This is a genomic window from Stutzerimonas chloritidismutans, from assembly GCF_051486945.1.
Classification (GTDB): Bacteria; Pseudomonadota; Gammaproteobacteria; order Pseudomonadales; family Pseudomonadaceae; genus Stutzerimonas; species Stutzerimonas chloritidismutans_B.
In genome coordinates this window covers 677,832-701,806 of record NZ_JAHVDX010000001.1, presented here as the reverse complement: position 1 = coordinate 701,806, position 23,975 = coordinate 677,832, and the positions used below count along the sequence as shown (strand labels likewise).

The window sequence follows — 23,975 nt, the reverse complement described above, 5'->3', positions numbered from 1 at the left end:
GATCACCCTTGTGGCGATCAGGGGTTGTGTTTATGCCGCATCAGCTTAAGCGGCGAGCTGCAGCGCTGCGTCCAAGGCGCGTTGCTTGATCTGCGCGCCCTGGCCGAACCAGGCAGAGTCCAATCGATACTCAATGCTGCGCGCCCGGCGTTCGTGATCGACGTACTCGGTCACGGCATTGAGCAGGCCCCAGCCAGTGCCGCGTGCCGAGTCGAGCTGACTGCCCCGGCCACGGCCTTCGTACAGCTCCTGCACTTTGCGCAGAGCGCGCTCGTTCGGCAGCTGTTCAGGAAGCGGACCGGTCGGGCTGGTCTCACACATCACGTTCATAAAGAAGCCCAGTGCCTCATGCCACTGCACCTTGCGTTCCGCCAGGTGGCGCATGCGGTACATGAAGTCGTCCCATTGCGAGGCGGCGACACCAAGCTGCTTTTTCACCAGCTCACCATCGAAGCGGGTGCTGTGCGGCACCTTGATCGCACGGCTGGTGCCGTCCAGGGCGATGGTGAGGGTGTTATTGCAGACCACGCGAATGGTGGTGGGCGTTGCCGTGGTGGCCAGAGTGCCGTCGCAGGAAGTGGCCAACAGTAGGTAGCCATTCACCTGGTCGTTACCCTTGAGTGCAGCGCCCTGGCCGGTGCGTGCCAGCGCCCAGAACTTGCGACCCCCCTTGAGCACGCCAGCAGTTTCCAGCTCGTAGCCGGAGACCTCGGTCAGGTCGCGATAAAACTCCAGGACATCCTTTGGCTGCACAGTGTGATAGCGCTGCGAGACCACCGACAGCGGTGCCTTGGTGTCCGAGCGGTAGAGCACTTTCTGTTCCTGGAATGAGTGGATCGCGCCCAGATGGCCGATGGCATCCGACTTGAAGTGCACAGGGCTTTCCAGGATCTGCCAGTCCATGCCGGCTTCGCGTTGCCAGACTTCGATGGATTGTTTCTGCGGCAGGTTGTTGCCCAGACCGTGCCACGGGGTAGCGCCAGCGTAAGCCATGGTTTCGATGAGATGAGCCATTACAATACTCCTTCTACGTATGTATACGTAATAACGTTTCGTATATCGGTACGATGAGTTCAACGCTCATTTTGTGTAAAGGCAGTGCCGCAGTGATGGCACTCATAGTTGTCGAGTACGTGAGAATCGAACTCTTCACCCATCTTGGCGCCGGCCAGCCCCCCGGCAGTTCCACCTGCCAGGCCGCCCAGAATCGCCCCAGCCAGGCTACCCAGCGTAATACCCACGGGGCCAGCGAAAGCACCTATAAGCGCGCCGCTTTTTGCGCCAGCCATAGCGCCTGCTGCTCCGCTCGCCGTGCCGCCAACGGCACCAATAGCGCCCCCGACTTTCCGACCATGATTGCGCGCTACAACTCGAAGAGAACCGCAGGAAGGACAGCAAATACTCATCATTCAGACTCCTGTTCAAAAGAGGATACCCAGAGGTAGAAACGAGCCTTTCGTGCTCGTCTTCCCATGGGTAATAAAGGTCTGAAATATTTTTGAATCGCGCAGCGTGTTAGCAGCGTTCATGATTCCCGGCTCGTTGGCCAGCGAAGTATCCGCTGCACTGCGTGGATTCACGCATTGCCGGTTTCGAGGCTGAAACTGCCCCTTTCGGGGGGCGCCGTCTGGTTTAAGTTTAATGAAAGCGCTCGTACCAAGATCCTGAAGATGACTCAGCTATACCGGTGCGAGTGACCCGGCCGAACCTCCAGCATCGTGATCTGTTTGTGAGCATCGGATAGACAGCTTTCACGACTGCTGCTACCTTATTGAAAGGTAATACCTTTAGATAAAGAGGGCTAACCATGGCCACTTCAATCAAAATTGATGACAAGCTAAAAGGCCGCATTCAGCAGTTGGCGAGCCAACGCCAGCGCTCGTCTCACTGGATCATGCGCGAGGCAATCACCCAGTACGTCGAGCGTGAGGAGGCCCGTGAGAGCTTCAAGCAGGAAGCCCTGGCATCGTGGGCGGCGTATCAGGAAACCGGACGGCATTTGACCAGCCAAGAAGCTCGGACCTGGCTCGGTAGCTGGGGTACAGATACTGAGGCAGAGTTGCCCAAGTGCCACGACTGATCGTCACGGAAGGCGCGGCGAAGGGCCTGGAGCGTTGCCGGCGATTTCTCTCCGATAAAGATCCGCAGGTCGCGCGCCGTGCTGCACAAGCAATCGAGCGCCAATTCGCTCGATTGGAGGAAAGTCCGGAAGTAGGGCGTCCATTTCCAGATCTGCCAGAGCTGCGTGAGCTCATCATTGAGTTTGGTGACTCAGGTTACGTCGCGTTGTACCGCTATGAGCGCGCAGATGACACCGCCTATGTCTTGGCCTTTCGCCATCAAAAAGAAGCTGGCTACTGAGGCTGGACAGCAGCTTTCGGGCTCCCGGCAAGAATCGACTCCAGCCTCTCTCCCAATAACCGCCATGCTTCGGTCTTTTCCTTGGCGTAATCGTGGTGCAGGTAATGCCGGCGTACCTTGGAGCCACCCAGCAGGTGGTTCTGGCAGCGATCAATGATTTCCAGCGTGACACCGAGCTCCTGCATCATGGTTGCACCTGTGCGACGCAGGTCGTGTGGTGTCCATTCGCCCTTTATGCCCTTGCTCAGTACCAGTGAGTCGTCATGATGTCGGCCAGCCAAAGGCTTGGTACGGTTTTTGAACCGGCACTGCCGGTCTCCGATTAGCTTGCTGACAGTCTTGGTATCAACGTGGCTTTTACCGTCCTTGCTGGGGAAGCAGAACGGTGTATTACCGGTTTCTTTCTGCAGTCGCTGGAACTGCGCGATGGAAAAAGCTGATAGGAACACATGGTGATCCTGACGTTTGCCTTTATGGCCTTTGGTAGCCTCGGCAGGGATGAACCAGGTGCCTTTCTTCAGGTCCAGGTAGCGCCACTCGGCCTTAAGCAGTTCGCCGATACGACATAGGGTGCTCAGGCAGATCCACAGAGCGCACTGGACTCGCGTGTTGACCGGGCGAATGCCGGAATACTTCTGGCCAGCGGGAAGCTCTTCGTAGTCTTTCTCTAGGCGTTCGAGGATGTCACGCAGCTCGCGAATCTCGTCGGGGGAGAGCAGGCGGTCGCGTTGTTCTTCATAATCGTGATCGAGCAGCTTGCTGACATCTATAAGATCGGCTGGATTGCCGTCAGTCATCAGGCCTCGCCAGGGTTTGCGTTTCTCACCCCAGCGGAGCATCTGGCCAATGTCGTTGTTGCGGATAACGACGGTGCGGTTCAGGCCACGGGCTTTGACTGAGCGCAGCACCGCGAGTAGATCCTTTTCGGTCAGGTGGCGCAGTGGTTTCTTGCCAATCAGCGGTAGGACATCTTTCTTGAAGCTGCGGGTCAGTTCGGCATTGCCATCCTGGCGGGAGACGCCGTCGCGAATCCATTCGTCGAAGAGGTCCGCCACCGTCTTGTTTTCGGCCGCTTGGCGTTCGGCTTCGGCGATGGTCGCTGCTACTGCGGCTTGAGCTTCTATCTTGGAAGCTTTGCGAGCAGCGGTTGGATCGATGCCTTTTGCGGCCGTCGCTCTAACCTCATCACGATCGGCGCGAATCTGAGCCAGAGACTTTTTCGGCCAGCTACCCAGGCGGTGGTCGCGTTTGACTCCGTCCAGTTTGAACTCATAGCGAAACAGGACAGTGACTCCGCGAATACCGGCGCGGACTTTGGCGACAAGGCCGCCATCCTCGCGAAGTGTCTTGCCATCGTCGGCTGCGGTTAGTGCCTCCAACTGTTTCGCTGTCAGCTTTGCCACTCTCTACCCCTTGCTTGATTCGGTTGACTACGAATTTTGCCCCACTTTTGCCCCACCGAACTGCGTGGCTGGTGGTGGACGGTATTGGACGCTATGGGATGTGATATTAGCCTGTAAGCCCCGTATTTACTAGGCTTAAGCTTGTCCGTCAGTGTCCGATAGGATCTATTGGAATCCACCAAATAAGCGCATGGGGTGCAAGGGGTCGAGTGTTCGAATCACTCCGTCCCGACCAAAACTATACGATTTAGGCCCGTTCAGGAATGAACGGGCCTTTTTCGTTTTGCGCATGGGGCACATAGGGGGACCCATCCCCTATATTTGTTCCGCTGCATGTTCAATGCGGTGCTGTGGCGCTGCACGGTAGCCTGTCTAGGCAAGGGCGAAGGTGTCGCCGCTGCGATCTGGGCGGGTCGGTCCTGCCTCACGCTCCGGGCGTTGGGCTGGCCCACTGGGCAACAAATGCACCGATTCTTTCCGCGATGCGGCTCTCGACCGTGCGCAGGCGCAGAATGGGGATGCCGCTTTTCGCTAGGACGCCATTCTTTATAGCGTCCCGCGCCGCCTGGTCGGGCCGATCGTGGGAGCCGCCATCGACGTCGATCACCCCCACCGGGGTTTTACCTACTTTGAAATAAATCACGAAATCACAACTGGCGCGCGCCATGAAGGCCCGCTCACGGTCGGTCCAATCCTGACTAATTGGCGATGCGATCTGATCCAGCTTGATCTGCGCGTGGTACATCAACGGCCGGTACGCCGGAGCGGACAGCACCTCGCGCAACAGTTGCGCCACGATCTGCTCGGACTTGTAGCGTGAGTCACCAAGCCGCAGGCGGGCATCCAAGCGCGCCAGAGACAGGTCAAACTCCCGATACAGCAAGTCAAAGGCCGATACCACAGGGGCATGCACGATTTGCTCGTCCTGCGCGTAATAACTGATATAGCGCATCAGGGCCGCGATGTGGCCGTTATTGGCGGTAAATACTTCATCGCCCGTTACCAGCGTGAAGCGGTGCTTGGCGCGCGATACCGCCACATTGATCATGCGAGGGTCATCGACAAAATCCAGACGTTTACGCTCTTGGTTGTAGCGTTTCTTGTCCAACACGGTGGAGAAAACAATCTCGTCGCACTCTCGGCCCTGGAACTTGTGCACGGTGTCTCTGACGAAATCCGCTGGCAGGTGCGTGCCGGAGAGGTTTACTTGTGCCCGGAACGGCGCGATGAAGCCGCGCCCGTCGCCGTCCAGTCCGACCGGCTCTCCCTCGTTCTCAAGCAGCTTGAGCAGAGAGTCCAGCTCGCGCAGGTTGACGTTTTGGCGGGTGTGATTGCCCTTGGCGGTCACCACCAGACGCAGTGGCGCTTCGCCCTTGTCCTCGGTCATCGGCACCCGTGCGTTGTTATAGAACTGTTGGTTGCAGAACTGAATGATCCTGGGATGGCAGCGGTAATGCTCTTTCAGCAGGGTTCTGGGAAGCGCTTCCTTGAACACGCCAATGCACGAGTCGAGGAGGCTGTAGCGCTCGCAGTCGTAGGCATCGGCGGGTGCCTTGAGGCCCACTGCCGCGGGAATATGTGCCAACTGGCGGTTGTCGCCGACGATGATCAGATTTCTCGCGCAGCCCAGCGCTAGAATGCCCGGCACGATGTCTTGCAGCGAGGCTTCGTCGATGACCACGTAGTCAAGGATTGCCCCCGGCGCGATCGAATTGACGATGGAGTGCGTGCCGCTGCCGAGGATCGGGAAGCGCTTCACGAAGGCATCGAACCGTTGGCGGTACGTGTTGGCATCGAAGCTGTTCGACGGCGGCGTCTGGCGTTGTAGTTGCTGCTTAAGATGACGCATCGACGCCGTTTTCAGTTCATCTAGCAGGGCCGTGAAATTTCCCCGTGCCAGCGATTCGCGGCACACCTGCAGCTCTGCTGTCGTGTCTTGCACCGCCTTGTCGTAGTAATGCAGTTGCAGGGCATGAAAGACGGACAGGCGCGCATCGCCCTGGGCGAATGGTTTGGCGCGGAAAATCCTGAAGTTGAACAGCAGCTCGACGCGATCCTTGAGGCGGATGCGTTGCTCACCGAGATAGGCCAGGTAGGCCATTAGGTCTGCTGTCTTGCGCGGCGACAGTCTGTACTTATCCAGTGAGTTGGCAGCCTGTATGCCGCTGTCTGCCAGCCACTGCTGCAAGTGGCGTCGCTCGATTGCTAGCTCATCGAGCTTGGCCTGCAGTTGCGCCGCCCGATTGTGGTCGCGCAAGTGTTGCTTCAAGCGGCCCAGCAAAATTTGAATCTCTTCCAACGACGGTGCGGGTTCGGGCTCGCTCAAAGGCCAAGGCGGCAGATCTGCAAAGAAGCCCTTGCGGTTGTCTTGATTGCCGAGTTTGGCGATCAGATGGCCCAGGCCGCATTTCTCCAGCTTCTCGTAGACGTTTTCCACCGCCGCATTATTGTTGGACAGCACGGCAACCGTCTGTCTACGCAGCAGGATATTGGTGAGGATGTTGAGGATGGTCTGGGTCTTGCCCGTCCCCGGTGGGCCCTCGATCACGCTGACCTGTGCGCGAAAGGCTTGCTCGACTGCCGCGAGCTGACTCTCGTTCAGACCGAACGGATAGATCAGCCCCTGACCCAGCGCCAGCGTGCCATTGCGCCCGGTACAGTAGGCCTGCAATGCGGTGTCGGCACTGGCGGGTAGTTTTTCCAGTTGGCGCACTACATTCGCGGCAATCTCACGCTCGGTCCTTGACTCGGCGCGATCCTTCCGGGCATTCGCCACGGCTAAGAAATATCGAAAGACTGGCGAATCCTTCATTGCGGTTGGCGCGGCAAAACCGATGCCCTCTGTCTTATAGACATAGGGCTTTTCGGCATCTGGATAGTGCACGACCGCATATCGCTCGCCGTAGATCGTAGCTTTGGCAATAGGCTTGACTATCGTGCTGCCGGGCTTGGTCAACAACATCTCACCTAACTCGCGGGTGGGCGAAACCCGACAGTCGCTAAGTGGACGCGTATAAGTTTTCTTGGAAGGGTAGCAACACGTTAACTGCAGGGTTTCGTACTTGTCGCTCCAGCGGATCGACCAGTCACTAATTTTCGCAGTCTTGTCCTCACCACCCATCTGAATCGAAACCATACATCTCTTATTCATGTGCGGATGACATCCGGCTGCGCCTGACGGCGAACATCGAGTTTCGCTAAATCACCAAGAAGAGTCATCTTGCCCTCATGACGTATAGAGCCGATAGGCAGCCCTGCAGTAGTTCATCAGCCTAGCTTCTATACCTGTTGAATGTAGGAGGCTCTTCGACTCCAAGCCGAAACGGGCGAGGTGTGCCAAGTGACCTAAGCACCCCGAGCTTTGCAGAACAACCTTTCAGCTAAGAAAGCATCGGTCGCTTTTGCTGAAAGCAGAGGTTTGCAGACGGGCAGATCGATTTGCCGCGTTGCCCTGCCAAACGGTGCGTTTCGCTGCACTTTTGGAATGCACTCCATGCCATATATCTTCCCCGTTTTATTTCGCGCATTCAGTGATGGCAACTAGGCTCCAAACTGAGCGTGCTATAGCTTCGAGTGTTCGATTCACTCTTCCTGAGCCAATGTGAATTTCAAAACGCGCCTATTCGGGCTGTTGCCAGTTTTAATGTCCGTCAGGCGTTTCTTAGTTAGGAAGTCACTCCCACTGGCTTAGCCCGGTAGCGGCGCTTTACCGTTGAGCCTGTTGCGGTTGACCAAGGTGTCTTGGCTGGCTTGAATGAGTGCGCAGGCCGCAATATCTCGCGCTGGTCGCCACTTTGCCCAGGCTAAAGGGCAAGCCGATCGCGTCGTGATGGGGCTGTGTTGGCAGTCTTCATTCGCTGCGCTAATCCGATACGGGCCTTTCGTTTTGTCAATTCGCCGCCGTCTTGTTTGGTTGGTCCTGGCCATTCTGCTGCCGACCTTGCTATTTGCGTTGTTCATCACCTACTCGGTTTATCAATCGCAGTGGAAGCGGGTTTCGGCCAGCATGCAGGAGACGACCCGGGCGGTAGCGCTGGCGGTAGATCGGGATCTGGCGCGTTATGAGGCAATCGCCTCGACGATCGCGATTTCGCCGGGCCTGGTTCAAGGCAACCTGGCGACCTTCCATGCGCGAGTACGCGAAGCAGTGGAGCCGTTGGGCTCCAGCGTGACGGTATTCGATCTCGACGGCATTCCTTTGATGGACACCCGTCAACCTTTTGGGGCGCCATTGCCGATGCCGCCGAGCCTGCCGCGGTTGCTTCCCAGCGCGGGTATGGATGTCAGCCCGTTGTATACCGATCCGGACGATGGCTCGCTTGCCTTCGCTATACATACCCCGGTGATGCGGAATGGCCGTGTCGTTTACTACCTCTCGATGGAATTCTCTGCGGCACAGTTGGGCGCGGTGCTGGTCGAGCAAGGATTGCCTGAACGTTGGCTTGGCGTCGTGCTGGACAGCCAGTATCGGATCGTGGCGCGTACACGCGATCCGGCGGCGCATATTGGCGAGCGTGCCAGCGAACATATTCGCAAGGAGCTTGTTGCACAGCCGGCTGGCGGCGGTGCCACCGAGTCGGTGACCCGTGATGGTGTGGAGGTCGTGACGTTCTTCAGTCGAGGCGGCAAATCCGGCTGGACGGTGCTGATCGCAATACCGCGTCATGAGTTACTGCAGAATGCGTTGGCCCCGCTTGGTGCCGTGCTGGTCGGTTTCATGCTGGTTCTGGGCTTGGCGTTAGCGCTCGCCTTTATGGTCGGACGAACGATCACTCGGCCGCTCGGGCAGCTGGATCGAGCGGCACAGGCATTGGCACGCGGGGAACGGGTAGATGCCCCTCCGACGGGAATGACGGAAACGGACAGAACGGCTTGGGTGCTGGCTGATGCGAGTCAGAAGATTCATCGCGCCAATGCGGAAATGGCCGAGCGGGTTGCCGAGGCGTTGGGCCAGGCGGAACGTTCGCACCAGGCGCTGTTGCAGGGGCAAAAGCTCGAAGCGCTGGGACGGCTGACCGGTGGCATTGCGCATGATTTCAACAACCTGCTGCAAAGCATGAACATGGGGCTTCAGTTGGCCTACATGCTGTCCACGAACGAGCGGGTAAAGCGTGCGTTGGAGTCGTGTCAGCGCTCCGTCACGCGGGGCACTCAGCTGACTCGCCAGCTGATGACCTTTAGCCGTAACCGGGCCGATGAGGCCAAGCCTGTCGATTTACGAGACCTTATTCTGGGCATGAGCGAGCTGCTCAACGGTGCCTTGCCGCGTCGCGTGCAGACGGTCCTGCATTTACCTGAAGGGGGCTGGCCGACGGTCGTCGATCCGTTGCAGTGCGAGCTGGCCATTCTGAACATCGCGCTGAATGCTCGCGATGCGATGCCTGATGGTGGGTGCCTGACCATCGGGCTGGTGGCTGCCCGGCTTGAAGTCGGTAATGAGCAGGGCTTAGCGGAAGGCCCCTACATCGAGCTCAGCCTGACCGATACCGGGCAAGGCATGACGAAGGATGTGATCGCCAAGGCGTTCGAACCGTTCTTCACCACCAAGGGCGTCGGGGAAGGGACCGGCCTCGGGCTTGCACAGGTTTACGGTTTCGCGCGGCAATCGAGCGGCGCCGTGACGATTCAGAGCGAGTTGGCACGAGGCACGCGCGTTTCGGTGTGGTTGCCTTGGGTCGACAAGGATGAAGTGCGAGACCTGCCTTGCGAGGCTGAAACGCCTATGACGGGCACTGCCCGCGTGCTGCTCGTGGATGATGACGCCGAAGTGCGGGACGTGGTGGCGCCGATGCTCGAACAGCTTGGTTATCGTGTCGAAGTAGCGGGAGATGCGGATGCGGCTCTTGCGCGGTTCGATGCGGCCAACCAGCCGGAAATCGACGTGCTGTTCTCGGACATCCTCATGCCCGGGAGTATGGATGGAGTCGGGCTGGCACAAACGGTGCGCGCGCTGTTCCCGGACATGCCGATCCTGCTGGCGACCGGCTATACCGAGCGGGCACCAGGGGAGCACGGCTTCAAAGTCCTGGCCAAGCCTTTCGATATCGAGGTGTTGGCCGCAGCGCTTCGTGACATCGCGAATACAGGGCGGCAGGGCGGGGCGGCCACTCCTAGTTAGATCGCCGCAGCGGCGGCTGGCTGCTATTGGAAATCCCGGCTGCGGACATCTAGCCCGGTCAGCAGAGGTGTGAGGTCGCTCAGGCGGCCTGCGATGACATGCCGAACGCCGCTGGCAGACTCCAGGTGCCCATCGACACGAAGCAGTCGCGACTGGATCAGCGGGCGCCGTTGGCGTTCGGCCAGGTCGCGCCAGACTATGACGTTGACCATGCCGAATTCGTCTTCGAGCGTGACGAAGATGACACCACTGGCGGTTTGCGGGCGCTGCCGCCCGATGACAAGACCGGCCACGCTAACCGGGCGACCATGCTCGATCATGGCCAGCTCCTGTGAGCTGCGGCAACGTCTGGCGTTCAGTTGGTCCCGCAGCATGAGCAAGGGGTGAGGGCCGAGCGTGGTGCCGAGGGTGGCGTAATCGTTGAGCAAGTCCTCACCGGCCGAAGGCAAAGGCAGGGTGATGGATGCTTCTACTGGGGTGGGCAAGCCGGAGAACAGGGGCAGCTGCGGCTCTACGCCAGCGATGACCCAGCGGGCCCGGTGCCGGTGACCAGCCAAACCACGTAAGGCCCCAGCATCGGCAAGCTGTTCGCGGGCGCGCGCTTCGAGGCCGGTGCGCAGGCAGAGATCAGGGATGTCCACAAAGGGCTGATGTTCACGTGCGGCCTCGATGCGGCGAGCATCGGCTTCACGAAGCCCGCGCACTAGACGCAACCCCAGGCGAATGGCAGGTTGTGCCTGGCCACATGGCTCGAGACTGCAGTCCCAGCCGCTATGACGGACGTCCACGGGGCGGATATCCAAACCATGGCGTCGGGCGTCCTGTAGCACTTGGTCGGGGTTATAGAAGCCCATTGGCCAGCTATTGATCAGGGCGCAGGCAAATGCGGCGGGTTCGTGGCGCTTGAGCCAGCAACTGGCATAGGTCAGCAGGGCGAAGCTCGCGGCGTGTGATTCGGGAAAGCCATAGCTGCCGAAGCCCTTGATCTGTTCGAAGATCCGCGCGATGAATGCTTCGTCGTAGCCTCGCGCAAGCATGCGTTGGCTGAGCCGGATGCGGTGGGGTTCGAGGCTGCCGTGGCGCTTCCAGGCGGCCATTGCTCGGCGCAGCTGGTCGGCCTCGTCCGGTGTGTATTTGGCTGCGACGATGGCCAGTTCCATCACCTGCTCCTGGAACAGCGGCACGCCGAGGGTTCGCTCGAACACCGGTTGCAGTTCTTCGGAGGGGTAGACCACCTTCTCTTCGTTGTTGCGCCGCCGTAAATAGGGGTGAACCATATCGCCCTGTATCGGGCCAGGACGCACGATGGCGACCTGAATAACCAGGTCGTAGAAGGTCTTCGGTCGCAGGCGCGGCAGCATCGCCATTTGCGCGCGGGATTCGATCTGGAAAACGCCGATAGTGTCCGCCCGGCTGATCATGTCGTAGGTTTGACGGTCATCCGCGGGCAGTGTGGCAAGCGTCCATCGGGTGCCACGATAGCGTTCGATCAGGTCGAAGCAGCGTCGTATGGCGCTGAGCATGCCCAGCGCAAGTACATCCACCTTCAGCAGGCCGACCTGGTCCAGATCGTCCTTGTCCCACTGAATAACCGTACGATCGGCCATGCTGGCGTTCTCGACCGGCACCAGTGTGTCCAGTGGGTGCTCGGAGATCACGAAACCACCGGGGTGCTGAGAAAGGTGACGTGGAAATCCGATCAGCTCCCTGGTCAGCACCAGCACCCGGCGCAGGACTGGGCTGTCCGGATCGAAGCCCGCCTCGATCAATCGCGTGTTAGCGGGTATGTCCTCGCTCCAGCGGCCGCAACATCCTGCCAGCGCATTGATTTGGTCCGGCGGCAAGCCCAGGGCTTTGGCAACATCGCGTATGGCACCGGTGGCGCGGTAGCTGCTGGCGACAGCGGTCAGGGCGGCGCGGTTTCGGCCGTAACGGCGAAAAACGTACTGAATGACCTCTTCTCGCCGGTCGTGCTCGAAGTCGACATCGATGTCCGGCGGTTCCTTGCGCTCACGCGAGAGGAAGCGTTCGAATAACAGCCGGCTGCGCATGGGGTCGAGCTCGGTGATGCCGAGCACGAAACACACACTCGAATTGGCCGCCGAGCCTCGACCCTGACAGAGAATGCCGCGCTCACGGGCGAAGCGGACAATGTCATGAACGGTCAAAAAGTAGCTTTCGTAGTTCAGGTCGGTAATCAGCTCGAGTTCATGTTCGAGCTGAGCGCGGGCCTTTTCCGAAAGGCCGTCCGGCCATCGCCAGAGTGCTCCATCCTCGACGAGTTTGCGCAGCCAGGAGCGGGTGTCGTGGCCGGGTGGTACCAGTTCATGAGGGTACTGGTACTTCAGTTGATTCAGCTGAAAATGGCAGCGCTCGCTGATGCGCAGCGTTTCGGCCAGCAATTCGGGCGGGTAGAGCTGGGCCAGTTCGTCACGCGGGCGTAGATGGCGTTCGCCGTTGGGAAAGAGGTGACATCCGGCTTCGGCCACCGGCAGATGGTGACGGATGGCTGTCATGCAATCCTGTAGCGCGCGGCGACCGCGAGCATGCATGTGAACATCGCCACAGGCCACGGCAGGTATGCGCAAGCGTCTGGCCAGGGCCTGCCAGTGTTCAAGGTGTCGCGCATCGTCCGGGCCTCGGTGCAGTTCGATGCCCAGCCACAGGCGTTCACCGAACCGCTCATATAGCCGCTGGCCTTCAGCATCGGCTTTCTTGTCCATGGGGAGCCAGATCGCGAGTCCGCCTTCGCCCATTTCGTCCAGGTCTTCCCAAAGGGCCTGGTAGCGGCCCTTCTCGGCACGGCGACGGGCACGGGTGATCAAGCGGCACAGGGCCTGATAACCCGTCAGGTTTTCCACGAGCAGTACTAGCTTCGGGCCGCCCTCGATCTGGACTTCACTGCCGATGATCAGTGGCAATCCGGTGTCTTTCGATGCCTGCCAGGCGCGCACGATGCCGGCCAGTGTGCATTCATCGGTGATCGCCAGGGCTCGGTAACCCTGGCGCGCGGCGCGATCGAACAGCTCGCGCGCACTGGAGGCGCCGCGCTGGAAACTGAAGTTGGACAGGCAATGCAGCTCGGCGTATTCGGTGTTCATGCGAACCAGCCGTGCAGCAATAGCGGGCCGCCGGTGACTGGGCGAAACGCCCAGCCGCGTTGGCCGGAGGAAGTCAATACGAGGTAATAGTCGCGCCGCGCATCGGCACCGTCCCACCAGCCGGACTCGATGCGCTCGGGGCCGGCCAGGATGCGCAAGCCTTCTTCTCGTAGCGGCTGAGGCTTGTGCAGTAACCAACCTGGTCGTGGCCCTTGGCTCGGCAGCGGTTCGGGGCGAAGGAGGGTGCGTTCCTGCCAAGCGCATTCGGGGCGATGATCCGCACGGGCGCTCAAGGGGACCACGGCGTTATCACCCAGCCGCGCCCGCAGGCGTTCACGCAGTTGCTCCCAGGGCAGGTTCTGCTGGGGGCGCTCATCGAATAACGGCTGATGGACGGGTGTGAAGCGCGGTAGGTCTTGAGCCAGCAGGCGGACGGCGAGCACCGGCGCGGGCAGTTGCAGGTGCTCGAGGCGACCCCGGGTCAGCTCGAACAGCATGGCGGATTCACGTTCGGCGCTGAGCAGGCCGACCGGCACTTCGCTGTCGGGCAGATTGCGATGCTCCAGATACAGGCTGAAACGCTGTACACCGCAGTCGCGCCCTGAGAGAAACGCGGCCAGATCCGCAGTCAACCTTCGCAAGGGAAACAGCAATGCCTGGTTGGACTCGACCTCGAAGTTCAGTTCGATGCGTGTGTCGAAGACGTCCGGCGGCCGGTAGAACTCGAGAAGCAGCGGGCGCTGGCCAAGCAAGGTGTCGATGTGCATCAGCACGCCGGTGGAGGCGCGCTTTGCCAAGCTGTCGCGGGGCAACGCCAGGGCTTGCTGCAGCGTCCGCACACCCATTCGGGACAATGCCGTAGCTGTCTCACGTGGCAGGCCGATGCGCTCGATAGGCATCTGCCCGAGCACCTCGTGCAGTTGGGAGGCTTCGGTCACTGCCAGGCCGTCATGTGCATTGACGAGTGCGCGAGCTGCAGCCGGGTTGGGTGCCAAGCAGATGCGATGGCGAAACCCCAGTTGCTCCAGTTCGCCGCGCAGGCGGGCCTCGAATCGTGGCCAGGGGCCGAACAGGCCGAAACTGGAGTGCACCTCAAGCAGCAGGCAGCGCGGAAAATGCAGGCTGACTTGCGAACTGTAGCCATAGGCCCAGGCGGCCAGTAGTTGCTGCCAGGATTCAACCGCTGCCAGGTCGTATTCGACCATGGCGAAATCGCGCGTCAACGCGAGCGCCGCAGCGAGTGGTTGGCCGGGTTTGAGGCCAAGTGCACGGGCGGCGGGATTGACAGCATGCAGCAGGCGACGCTGTGCGGTACCGCTGAGCAAGGCCAGTGGTGATTCTCGTTCGGCGCGTGTGCGCAATACGCCGTCCATGGCCAATTGTGGCAGCAGGATGCAGGCCCACATGCTCAATGCCATCCTGAAGCCGGAATCGGCTGTACCGGCGCCAGCCCGCCGCGGCATTTGAGAATTCGTAATTGCGTCGGGTGGCCTTCGATGGCCAGGCGCAACGCTGCCGGGGATGGGTTAACGGCATCACGCAGCGGGCGATAGGCGAAGGCCAGCGTTTGGCCCGTTTCGGCGGCGACCTGCAGCCGTCTCAGCGAGCGATCATCGGCCTGTTGCGGCCAGCACAAGACCGCACCACAACTGCCTGAGCGCACGCATTGCTCAGCCGCCCACAGGGCCTCCCGACCCGAGGCGCGCACGAGACCGATCTGGCGCAAATCAACTCCAGCGGCAAGCCAGGCTGGAGGGAAGGGGATATGAGGTGGTGCGATCAGCATGACGCGCTCGCCGGCAGCGGTCAGGCGGGCTAGGGTCGGCCAGAGCAGCTGCAACTCACCGAGCCCAGGCGTGGCAATCAGCAGCTCACTCAGTGCGGCGTCTGGCCAGCCCCCGCCGGGCAACGCCGCGTCCAGTGCCGCATGCCCCGTTGGCTGGTGGCTGGTCGCGGCGGTGTTGTGCTGCTGGCCGCGCCAGAGTTGGCGGGCGTCGAGCAGGCGATCGAGGGAAACGACGGTGGACATGGCAGACAGCAAATCCATGGATACTGTATGTTCGTACAGTATTCTGCTTTGCTCGCGCCGTGGTCAAGTCGAGGTGATGAAGTGTTGCGCTCCGTTCAGATCAGCGCGATCACCGCGCCGGCAAGGCTGAGTACGGCACCGGTAGGCAGCAGCAGGCGCTCACGCCAGGCAAGCGTCAGACCGACGAGCAGGCCGGCACACATCAACTGTGCCAAGGCGATGACCAGCCCGATCGCCCACCCCAGCGACGCCACGTTGAGCGCGGTTGTCGCCGCCAAGAGCGCAAGTGCCAGCAGTCGTAGACCGCGCTGTCGGTTGGGCTGCGGCGCTGTATCGAACAACTGGCGATGATGGCGTGGTATCGCCAGGCAGAGCGCAATCATGGCTACGTACGCCACCGGAAAGGTCAGCAGGATCATGGCGACACCTCCTGGACGCGGCGAGCGGCACGCAGGCGCTGTTCAGCCGGTCGGGCGCAGGCCCGCCAGGCGCAGAGCACGCCGGTGCCGAGCAGTACCAGATCGATACCAGCCAGCGCAGCGTCTCCTCTCCCAAGGCTGGCAAGCACGTGACCATTTGGTGTGAACAGGCCGCCCAGCGCAGGCAGCCCTAGCGCCAGCACGGCCATCAGGCAGAACAGTTGGCGTTGTAGCTGGGTCGGGTGGCCAGCACGCAGCACGGCAAACGCGGCGACTGCCACCCAGCTCAGTGCGAAGCACCAGGCTTCGGTTGCCGCCCGCGAGGGCATGTCATCGGGTAGTAGGCGATTGGCCCAGAGCAGAACCAGGGAGGCTATTGGCAAACCGAAGTACACCGCCCCGTTGAGTGCCCGGACTACGCTCAAGCCCTTGGATTGCCGTGCTTCGCGCTTGCGCAGCCAGACGGCCGAGCCGGCGATCAGCATCGCGCAGCCAGCCAGGCCAAGCAGGCCATAAAGCACCCGGACGATTTGCCCGCCGAACTGGGCCATGTGCAGGCCGACTAGCCAGGTGTAAGCCTCGTAGGCGGCGGGGGCCTGCTGTTGGTGAAGCAGTTCGCCGGTGAAGGCGTCATAGTGAAGCGCGTCCTGCGGCGAGCCGATGCGAGAGGGGTCCAGCTGGCGAATGCTGACAACAGCGGAAGCGTCGAAGGGGTGTTCGACGATGATCCAGCCCGGCTCGCCGCCTTCCCAGCGCTGACGCGCGTCGCGGAGCAACCCGTCGATGGAGGTCAGCGTGCCTGCTGGTTGCTCCAGCTCGTTGCGGTGGTAGCCACCTTGGACTTCTTCATAGAAGGTCAGTGGATTGCCGTCATAGGCCATGAGCGCGCCAGCGGGCATATAGGAAGCCACGAACACGGCGACGCCGGTGTACGCCAGGATCAGGTGAAAGGGCAGGCCGATGACGCCGAAGAGGTTGTGCGCATCGAGCCAGGCCCGCTGGCCGTTGGCCTGGGGCCGCAGCGTGAAGAAATCCTTGAATATCCTTCGATGAACGATGACGCCCGAAACCAGCGCCACCAACATGAACATTCCGGCCAGGCCGACGATGTACATGCCCGCTTGGCCGGCATGCAGGTTGTAATGAAGGGTGAAGAAAAACTCGCCGCCCAGCGTCTCCGGCATTGGCTCACCGCTCGCTGGGTCGAAAACGACTCGACCACGCTTGCCGGTGCCGTCCTCTTCCCAGCCCAGCCGCCAGTAAGGTTCACGTTCTGTCGGTCCGTGCAGCCAATAGGCATGCAGTTGTTCTTTGACATGGGTTTCGAGCCATTGCTTGACGTGGTCGGCGTCGAGGCTGCTGGCAGCAGCGGCAGGTGAGTGAAGCGCTGGACGCATCCAACGCTCCAGCTCCTTGTCGAAACAGGCCAGGGTGCCGGCGAAGAGAATCACGAACAGCAGCCAGCTGGGTAGCAGACCGCCCCATGTATGCAGGCCGGCCATGGATTGACGCAGATTCATGGGCGAGTCCTCAGTTCGGTGGGCAGGTAAGCGAGCAGGCCAAGCGACAAGGCCAGCAGCGCCAGCCAGAGCCAGGCTCGCCAGGCGCTGCGGGCGGCAAATGCATAGATGACGGCGGCGACCCAGACGGCGAAGCACAGCAGGCTTGCGGTCACCACCCGGTCCGGCCGTGACAGCGGTAGATAGACGGTTAGAAAGGCCGTGACGCCAAAGGCCAATGCATAGCCGCCGAACAGGGCAGCGGTAATTCGGCCGGCCAGGTCCAGTCCTCGTTGCTGTGACAGGGTCAGGTTCATCGCATGAGTTCCTCAGGCGAAAGCGGCCTTGGCGGTCGTTACGTTGCTAGCGCCGATGCCGGGGTGCAGGGTGAGAGGTCCGCCCGCTTCATTGAGGCGGCAGCCTTCCGTGGTCAAGGCAAGCATGTTAATGGGAATTTTTATTATTTGTAATCATTCAATTGAGCGCCAACCACTTTCTAGCCTGGGCTCTGCGGCGCGGCACCTTGCTTGTACTCAAAAAATCAGTCGATTAGGATTCGCGCCCGGGTAAAACGGTGCGAAGGCGAACACATGCCGCCGTCCCGATTCCATCAAGCAGAGAAGCCCGGCTCGGAAGCGACCGGGCTTCTTTGTCTCTCGGCCTCGCGACGGGGCCGTTGCCGATTAATACAGAGGATTGCTATGCGTGAGCGTTTGCTGGCCGCGGAAAAGGTCAAGGCCATCGAATGGCAAGCGGGGCAACTTCGTTTGCTCGACCAGCGCCAGCTGCCGCTGCGGGAGGTCTGGAGTACCTATGATTCGGTTGCCGCGGTTGCGACCGCTATCACTGACATGGCCGTGCGTGGAGCCTCAGCGATCGGCATCAGTGCGGCCTATGGGTTGACACTGGCGTTGCGCGACCGGCTGGCCGAAGGGGGTGACTGGCGAGCAGCATTGGAAGCCGACTATCAGCTGCTGGCAAATTCCCGCCCCACGGCCGTCAGCCTTTTCTGGGCACTGAACCAGATGCGCGGGCGTCTTGACCGGCTCAAGCCGGGCGAGGATCCCTACACAGCCGCCGAAGCCCACGCCGTATCGATTCACGCCAGTGATCGCGAAGCCAACCTGACCATGGCGCAGTACGGCGTGGACATCATCCGCAAGCACCAAGGCAACCCGCAGAACCTGCTCACTCATTGCAACACCGGTGGCCTGGCTACCGGTGGCTTCGGTACCGCGCTGGGCGTGATTCGTGCCGCGCATCTGGAAGGGCTGGTCGAACGTGTCTATGCCGATGAAACACGGCCTTGGTTGCAGGGCTCGCGCTTGACAGCCTGGGAGCTGGCGGGTGAGGGAGTACCGGTCACCCTCAACGCCGACTCATCGGCGGCGCACCTTATGAGAAGCCGGGGTATCACCTGGGTCATCGTAGGCGCGGACCGAATCACCGCCAATGGTGACGTGGCGAACAAGATCGGCACCTACCAACTGGCGGTGCTAGCCATGCATCATGGCGTCCGCTTCATGGTTGTGGCGCCTAGCTCGACGATCGATATGGAGCTGGAGAGCGGCGAGGAAATCCCCATCGAAGAGCGAGCCGGTAGCGAACTGCTCGAAGTCAACGGGCAGCGCTTCGCTGCCGACGTCGAGGCGTTCAATCCGGTCTTCGACGTGACCCCAGCCGATCTCATCGACGTGATCGTTACTGAAAGAGGCGTAGTGGAGCGGCCCAGCAAGGCCAAGCTCGAGGCGCTCATGAGTCGCAAGCGGCTGCATTGATGCCCTGCCTGCGTCATAGTCGTCATGCCTCTGCCGTACATGCTGGAGCCTTCCGGCTCCTTAGCTGTGTTACCATTCCGCGCTTCATCGCAGGACCCTGCTGACTAAAGGAACCAGGCTTCCATGGGCGAACTGGCCAAAGAAATCCTCCCGGTCAATATCGAAGACGAACTCAAGCAGTCCTATCTCGACTACGCCATGAGCGTGATCGTCGGTCGTGCGCTGCCGGATGCTCGTGACGGATTGAAGCCGGTGCATCGCCGTGTGCTGTATGCCATGAGCGAGCTGGGCAACGACTGGAACAAGCCGTACAAGAAATCCGCCCGTGTCGTCGGTGACGTGATCGGTAAATACCACCCCCACGGCGACTCGGCGGTCTACGACACCATTGTCCGGATGGCTCAGCCGTTCTCGCTGCGCTACATGTTGGTCGATGGACAGGGCAACTTCGGTTCGGTGGACGGCGACAACGCCGCGGCCATGCGATACACCGAAGTGCGCATGGCCAAGCTGGCGCACGAGCTGCTGGCCGATCTGGACAAGGAAACCGTCGATTGGGTGCCGAACTACGACGGCACCGAGCAGATCCCGGCCGTCATGCCGACCAAGATCCCCAACCTGCTGGTCAACGGTTCGTCCGGTATCGCGGTAGGCATGGCGACCAATATCCCGCCGCATAACCTCGGCGAGGTAATCGATGGTTGCCTGGCGTTGATCGACAACGCCGATATCACCATCGATGAGCTGATGCAGTTCATTCCCGGCCCCGATTTCCCCACCGCGGGCATCATCAATGGTCGCGCCGGCATCATCGAGGCTTACCGCACCGGCCGCGGGCGCATCTACATGCGGGCGCGCTCGACCATCGAAGATATCGATAAGGTCGGTGGCCGCCAGCAGATCGTCATCACCGAGCTGCCCTATCAGCTGAACAAGGCTCGGTTGATCGAGAAGATCGCCGAGCTGGTGAAAGAAAAGAGGCTCGAAGGCATCACCGAACTTCGCGACGAGTCCGACAAGGACGGTATGCGCGTTGTCATCGAGCTGCGCCGCGGCGAAGTGCCGGAGGTCATTCTTAATAACCTTTATGCGCAAACCCAGCTGCAGAGCGTGTTCGGTATCAACGTCGTGGCCCTGGTCGATGGCCAGCCGCGCACCTTGAATCTCAAGGAGCTGCTCGAAGCCTTCGTTCGGCATCGTCGCGAGGTGGTCACTCGCCGTACCGTCTACGAATTGCGCAAGGCGCGCGAGCGTGGCCACATTCTCGAGGGTCAGGCGGTCGCGCTGTCGAACATCGACCCAGTGATCGAGCTGATCAAGCGCTCGCCGACACCTGCTGAAGCCAAGGATGCGCTCATCGCGACCGCGTGGGAGTCCAGTGCGGTCGAAGCGATGGTCGAGCGCGCCGGTGCTGATAATTGCCGCCCCGAAGGGCTCGATCCGCAGTTCGGGCTGCGCGACGGCAAGTACTACCTGTCGCCGGAACAGGCCCAGGCGATTCTGGACCTGCGCCTGCATCGTCTGACGGGTCTGGAGCACGAGAAGCTGCTGAGCGAATACCAGGAAATCCTGGCGCAGATCGGCGAGCTGATCCGCATCCTCACTAACCCGGTGCGCCTGATGGAGGTGATCCGCGAGGAGCTCGAAGGCGTCAAGCGCGACTTCGGCGATGCGCGCCGCACCGAGATCATGGAGTCTCGCCATGACCTGACGCTGGCCGACCTGATCACCGAGGAAGAGCGCGTCGTCACCATTTCCCACGGCGGTTACGCCAAGTCCCAGCCTCTGGCAGCCTACCAGGCGCAACGCCGCGGCGGTCGCGGCAAGGCGGCTACCGGCGTCAAGGAAGAGGACTACATCGAGCATCTGCTGGTCGCCAACAGCCACACCACGTTGTTGCTGTTCTCCAGCAAGGGCAAGGTTTACTGGCTCAAGACCTATGAGATTCCCGAAGCTTCGCGCACCTCGCGTGGTCGCCCGCTGATCAACCTGCTGCCGTTGTCCGAAGGCGAGCGCATCACGGCCATGCTGCAAGTCGACATCGAAGCGGCACGTCAACAGCAGAGCAGCGAGGACGATGTCGAAGACGCCGAAATCATCGCCGACGTTGATGAGGCAGAAGAGTCGGTCGAAGGGGATGAAGCCGACGAGTCGGAAGACGAGCCGACCGGTACCTACATCTTCATGGCAACTGCCAAGGGGACAGTGAAGAAGACCCCGCTGTCGCAATTCAGTCGCCCGCGTAGCGTTGGCCTCATCGCGCTCAGCCTGGAAGAGGGCGACACACTGATTGCAGCCGCTGTCACCGACGGCGCGCGTGAAGTCATGCTGTTCTCCGACGGCGGCAAGGTCATTCGCTTCAAGGAGAAGCACGTACGCACCATGGGCCGTACCGCCCGCGGCGTGCGCGGCATGCGTCTACCCGAAGGTCAGCGGCTGATCTCCATGCTGATCCCCGAGCCCGACGCGCAGATCCTCACCGCCAGCCTCAACGGCTACGGCAAGCGCACCATCATCAATGAGTTTCCGCGTCGCGGGCGTGGTGGCCAGGGCGTGATCGCCATGGTGACCAATGAGCGTAATGGCCCGTTGGTCGGTGCCGTTCAGGTACAGCACGGCGAGGAGATCATGCTGATCTCCGATCAGGGCACGCTGGTGCGCACACGTGTCGATGAAGTGTCGTCGCTGGGCCGCAATACGCAGGGCGTCACCTTGATCAAGCTGGGCAAGAACGAGCATCTGGTCGGCCTCGAGCGGGTGCAGGAACCTTCTGCCGAGGATGTCTTGGAAGAGGTCGAGACGGCGTCGGACGAGGACGCGCTGGCCAAGGAAATGCCGGTTGTCAGTACCGAGCCGAATGAAGATGAGCTGTTGGGTGGCGGTGGAGATGTGCCACCCGACGTAGTGCCGACTGACGACGACTGATGTGAAGGGCGGTGGGCTGATGGCCCTCCGCCTGATCGGCCTACGCCGGACAGAGGGAATGCAAGCACGCCCCTGCACGCCTCGGCGGCGGACGGTGCGAGCATGGTATCGACCGTTTTGAGAGTAAGAAGATGAGCAAACGCGCCTACAACTTCTGCGCAGGTCCCGCCGCGCTGCCCGAAGCCGTGTTGCAGCGTGCACAGGCCGAACTCCTGGACTGGCAAGGCAAAGGCTTGTCCGTCATGGAAATGAGCCATCGCAGCGACGAGTACACGGCGATCGCCGAAAAGGCCGAGCAGGACTTGCGTGACCTGCTGAGCGTGCCGTCGAACTACAAGGTACTTTTTCTCCAGGGTGGCGCCAGCCAGCAATTTGCCGAGATTCCCCTGAACCTGCTACCGGAAGGAGGCGTAGCCGACTACGTCGATACGGGAATCTGGTCACGCAAGAGCATCGAGGAAGCCCGGCGGTTCGGTCACATCAATGTTGCTGCCAGCGCCAAGGGGTATGACTACTTCGCCATTCCCGGGCAAAACGAGTGGGCACTGAACGATAACGCTGCCTACCTGCACTACGCCAGCAACGAAACCATTGGCGGCCTGCAGTTCGATTGGATTCCCGAACTGGGAGACACCCCGCTAGTCGTCGACATGTCCTCCGATATCCTCTCGCGCCCGATCGACGTCTCGCGCTTTGGCCTGATCTATGCGGGTGCACAAAAGAACATCGGGCCGTCCGGCTTGGTTGTCGTGATCGTTCGCGAGGATTTGCTGGGCCAGGCGCGATCCAGCTGCCCAACGATGTTGAACTACAAGATCGCAGCCGATAACGGCTCGATGTACAACACGCCTGCGACTTTCTCCTGGTACCTGTCGGGCCTGGTGTTCGAGTGGCTGAAGGAGCAGGGCGGCGTCGAGGCGATGGAGCAGCGTAACCGCGCCAAGAAGGACATGCTCTACGGCCTGATCGATAGCAGCGATTTCTATTCAAACCCGATCGCCAGAAATGCCCGTTCCTGGATGAACGTGCCGTTCAGGCTCGCCGACGAACAGCTGGACAAGGTCTTTCTAGCCGGTGCGGATGCGCGTGGGTTGCTCAACCTCAAGGGGCACCGTTCGGTGGGCGGTATGCGCGCCTCGATCTACAACGCCGTGGGGCTCGATGCCGTCGAGGCGCTGGTCGCCTACATGCGCGAGTTCGAGAAGGAGCACGGCTGATGAGTGACGCTGATCGCCTCAAGGCGCTGCGGCTGCGCATTGACAGCCTCGACGAGAAAATCCTCGAACTGATCAGTGAGCGTGCACGCTGCGCCCAGGACGTCGCCAGGGTGAAGACAGCCTCGCTGGCTGAAGGAGAGGAAGCAGTCTTCTACCGGCCGGAGCGTGAGGCCTGGGTGCTAAAGCACATCATGGAGCTGAACAAGGGCCCACTGGATAACGAAGAGATTGCCCGGCTGTTCCGCGAAATCATGTCCTCGTGCCTGGCACTGGAGCAGCCTCTGCGGGTCGCGTACCTAGGGCCGGAGGGCACGTTCTCGCAAGCCGCCGCGCTAAAGCACTTCGGTCATTCGGTAATCAGCAAGCCGATGGCAGCGATCGACGAAGTGTTTCGCGAGGTGGTTGCCGGTGCGGTCAATTTCGGTGTGGTGCCGGTAGAGAACTCTACCGAAGGCGCCGTAAACCACACGCTCGACAGTTTTCTCGAGCACGACATCGTTATCTGCGGCGAAGTGGAGCTTCGGATTCACCATCACCTGCTCGTGGGTGAAACGACCAAGACCGATCGCATTACTCGTATTTATTCCCATGCCCAGTCACTGGCGCAATGCCGTAAGTGGCTGGATGCCCACTATCCGAATGTTGAACGGGTTGCGGTCTCCAGCAATGCCGACGCAGCCAAGCGCGTGAAGAGTGAATGGAACTCGGCGGCGATTGCCGGCGACATGGCAGCGCAGCTCTATGGTCTGACCAAGCTTGCCGAGAAGATCGAGGATCGCCCGGATAATTCCACACGCTTCCTCATCATCGGCAATCAAGCAGTGCCGCCGACCGGCGACGACAAGACCTCGATCATCGTCTCCATGCGCAACAAGCCCGGTGCCTTGCATGAATTGCTGATGCCGTTCCACTCGAACGGCATCGACCTGACACGTATCGAAACCCGCCCGTCGCGTAGCGGCAAATGGACCTATGTGTTCTTCATCGACTGCATTGGTCATTACCAGGACCCACTCATCCGTGATGTCCTGGAAAAGATCGGTTCCGAGGCTGTGGCGCTGAAAGTCCTGGGGTCCTATCCAAAGGCGGTACTTTAAAAAGGCGGCTGAAAGCTGGAGGCCGAGC

Annotated in this window: 17 protein-coding genes; 7 read left to right on the top strand and 10 right to left on the bottom strand. The window is 60.8% G+C overall.

Features of this window, described 5'->3' with window-relative positions:
• Positions 1–45 precede the first annotated feature (45 nt).
• On the bottom strand, positions 46–1,014 hold the full coding sequence (locus KXR72_RS03050; RefSeq protein ID WP_437419645.1) for a DUF932 domain-containing protein: 969 nt from the start codon (positions 1,012–1,014) through the stop codon (positions 46–48).
• A gap of 59 nt (positions 1,015–1,073) precedes the next feature.
• On the bottom strand, positions 1,074–1,289 hold the full coding sequence (locus KXR72_RS03045) for a hypothetical protein (RefSeq protein WP_003285516.1): 216 nt from the start codon (positions 1,287–1,289) through the stop codon (positions 1,074–1,076).
• A gap of 518 nt (positions 1,290–1,807) precedes the next feature.
• Between KXR72_RS03045 and KXR72_RS03040 the strand changes: the two genes are divergently transcribed.
• Positions 1,808–2,080 (top strand): CopG family ribbon-helix-helix protein, encoded by a 273-nt coding sequence (locus tag KXR72_RS03040; RefSeq protein ID WP_437419644.1) that lies wholly within the window; start codon positions 1,808–1,810, stop codon positions 2,078–2,080.
• On the top strand, positions 2,068–2,361 hold the full coding sequence (locus KXR72_RS03035; RefSeq protein WP_010953434.1) for a type II toxin-antitoxin system RelE/ParE family toxin: 294 nt from the start codon (positions 2,068–2,070) through the stop codon (positions 2,359–2,361). The genes KXR72_RS03040 and KXR72_RS03035 overlap by 13 nt, the downstream gene beginning before the upstream one ends.
• On the opposite strand, the gene KXR72_RS03030 is transcribed toward KXR72_RS03035, so the two are convergent.
• Positions 2,355–3,764, bottom strand: a complete 1,410-nt coding sequence (locus KXR72_RS03030) for a tyrosine-type recombinase/integrase (RefSeq protein WP_437419643.1) — start codon at positions 3,762–3,764, stop codon at positions 2,355–2,357. The genes KXR72_RS03035 and KXR72_RS03030 overlap by 7 nt on opposite strands.
• 424 nt (positions 3,765–4,188) lie before the next feature.
• Positions 4,189–6,900, bottom strand: coding sequence for an AAA domain-containing protein (locus KXR72_RS03025; protein WP_437419642.1), 2,712 nt, complete (start codon positions 6,898–6,900; stop codon positions 4,189–4,191).
• Positions 6,901–7,650: 750 nt separating this feature from the next.
• Between KXR72_RS03025 and KXR72_RS03020 the strand changes: the two genes are divergently transcribed.
• On the top strand, positions 7,651–9,882 hold the full coding sequence (locus KXR72_RS03020) for a response regulator (RefSeq protein ID WP_437419641.1): 2,232 nt from the start codon (positions 7,651–7,653) through the stop codon (positions 9,880–9,882).
• 23 nt (positions 9,883–9,905) lie between these two features.
• On the opposite strand, the gene KXR72_RS03015 is transcribed toward KXR72_RS03020, so the two are convergent.
• The 6 genes from KXR72_RS03015 to KXR72_RS02990 all read right to left on the bottom strand — a co-directional run bounded on the left by KXR72_RS03015 (position 9,906) and on the right by KXR72_RS02990 (position 17,247).
• Positions 9,906–13,004, bottom strand: coding sequence for an error-prone DNA polymerase (locus tag KXR72_RS03015; RefSeq protein ID WP_437420365.1), 3,099 nt, complete (start codon positions 13,002–13,004; stop codon positions 9,906–9,908).
• A complete protein-coding gene (locus tag KXR72_RS03010) occupies positions 12,980–14,389 on the bottom strand; it encodes a Y-family DNA polymerase (RefSeq protein WP_437419640.1) in 1,410 nt (469 codons plus the stop codon). The genes KXR72_RS03015 and KXR72_RS03010 overlap by 25 nt, the downstream gene beginning before the upstream one ends.
• A gap of 2 nt (positions 14,390–14,391) precedes the next feature.
• Positions 14,392–15,012 (bottom strand): translesion DNA synthesis-associated protein ImuA, encoded by a 621-nt coding sequence (imuA, locus tag KXR72_RS03005; protein ID WP_437420364.1) that lies wholly within the window; start codon positions 15,010–15,012, stop codon positions 14,392–14,394.
• 95 nt (positions 15,013–15,107) lie between these two features.
• The gene (locus KXR72_RS03000; protein WP_437419639.1) at positions 15,108–15,431 is read right to left on the bottom strand and encodes a DUF3325 domain-containing protein; all 324 of its coding nucleotides are present in this window, start codon (positions 15,429–15,431) and stop codon (positions 15,108–15,110) included.
• Positions 15,428–16,951: a PepSY-associated TM helix domain-containing protein gene (locus KXR72_RS02995; RefSeq protein ID WP_437419638.1), complete on the bottom strand. Its 1,524-nt coding sequence runs from the start codon at positions 16,949–16,951 to the stop codon at positions 15,428–15,430. Before KXR72_RS02995 ends, KXR72_RS03000 begins: the two co-directional genes overlap by 4 nt.
• Positions 16,948–17,247 (bottom strand): DUF3649 domain-containing protein, encoded by a 300-nt coding sequence (locus tag KXR72_RS02990; protein ID WP_437419637.1) that lies wholly within the window; start codon positions 17,245–17,247, stop codon positions 16,948–16,950. The genes KXR72_RS02995 and KXR72_RS02990 overlap by 4 nt, the downstream gene beginning before the upstream one ends.
• Positions 17,248–17,631: 384 nt before the next feature.
• On the opposite strand from KXR72_RS02990, the gene mtnA reads away from it, so the two are divergent.
• The 4 genes from mtnA (at position 17,632) to pheA (ending at position 23,947) form a co-directional block, all read left to right on the top strand.
• Entirely contained in the window at positions 17,632–18,708 is a 1,077-nt protein-coding gene (gene mtnA, locus KXR72_RS02985) for an S-methyl-5-thioribose-1-phosphate isomerase (protein WP_437419636.1), read from the top strand.
• A gap of 123 nt (positions 18,709–18,831) precedes the next feature.
• Positions 18,832–21,633, top strand: a complete 2,802-nt coding sequence (gyrA, locus tag KXR72_RS02980) for a DNA gyrase subunit A (RefSeq protein ID WP_437419635.1) — start codon at positions 18,832–18,834, stop codon at positions 21,631–21,633.
• Between the two features lie 131 nt (positions 21,634–21,764).
• Complete coding sequence (gene serC / locus KXR72_RS02975; RefSeq protein ID WP_437419634.1) at positions 21,765–22,850, top strand: 3-phosphoserine/phosphohydroxythreonine transaminase; 1,086 nt, start codon at positions 21,765–21,767, stop codon at positions 22,848–22,850.
• Positions 22,850–23,947: a prephenate dehydratase gene (gene pheA, locus KXR72_RS02970; RefSeq protein WP_437419633.1), complete on the top strand. Its 1,098-nt coding sequence runs from the start codon at positions 22,850–22,852 to the stop codon at positions 23,945–23,947. The genes serC and pheA overlap by 1 nt, the downstream gene beginning before the upstream one ends.
• The last annotated feature ends 28 nt before the right edge of the window (positions 23,948–23,975 follow it).

Bases quoted from the DNA above. Each gene is read 5' to 3' on its own strand.
- pheA (WP_437419633.1), top strand. From the start codon at position 22,850: ATGAGTGACGCTGATCGCCTCAAGGCGCTGCGGCTGCGCATTGACAGC.
- mtnA (WP_437419636.1), top strand. From the start codon at position 17,632: ATGCGTGAGCGTTTGCTGGCCGCGGAAAAGGTCAAGGCCATCGAATGG.
- KXR72_RS03025 (WP_437419642.1), bottom strand. From the start codon at position 6,900: ATGGTTTCGATTCAGATGGGTGGTGAGGACAAGACTGCGAAAATTAGT.
- KXR72_RS03045 (WP_003285516.1), bottom strand. From the start codon at position 1,289: ATGGCTGGCGCAAAAAGCGGCGCGCTTATAGGTGCTTTCGCTGGCCCC.
- KXR72_RS03050 (WP_437419645.1), bottom strand. From the start codon at position 1,014: ATGGCTCATCTCATCGAAACCATGGCTTACGCTGGCGCTACCCCGTGG.
- KXR72_RS02990 (WP_437419637.1), bottom strand. From the start codon at position 17,247: ATGAACCTGACCCTGTCACAGCAACGAGGACTGGACCTGGCCGGCCGA.
- serC (WP_437419634.1), top strand. From the start codon at position 21,765: ATGAGCAAACGCGCCTACAACTTCTGCGCAGGTCCCGCCGCGCTGCCC.
- KXR72_RS02995 (WP_437419638.1), bottom strand. From the start codon at position 16,951: ATGAATCTGCGTCAATCCATGGCCGGCCTGCATACATGGGGCGGTCTG.
- gyrA (WP_437419635.1), top strand. From the start codon at position 18,832: ATGGGCGAACTGGCCAAAGAAATCCTCCCGGTCAATATCGAAGACGAA.
- KXR72_RS03040 (WP_437419644.1), top strand. From the start codon at position 1,808: ATGGCCACTTCAATCAAAATTGATGACAAGCTAAAAGGCCGCATTCAG.
- imuA (WP_437420364.1), bottom strand. From the start codon at position 15,012: ATGTCCACCGTCGTTTCCCTCGATCGCCTGCTCGACGCCCGCCAACTC.
- KXR72_RS03010 (WP_437419640.1), bottom strand. From the start codon at position 14,389: ATGTGGGCCTGCATCCTGCTGCCACAATTGGCCATGGACGGCGTATTG.
- KXR72_RS03000 (WP_437419639.1), bottom strand. From the start codon at position 15,431: ATGATCCTGCTGACCTTTCCGGTGGCGTACGTAGCCATGATTGCGCTC.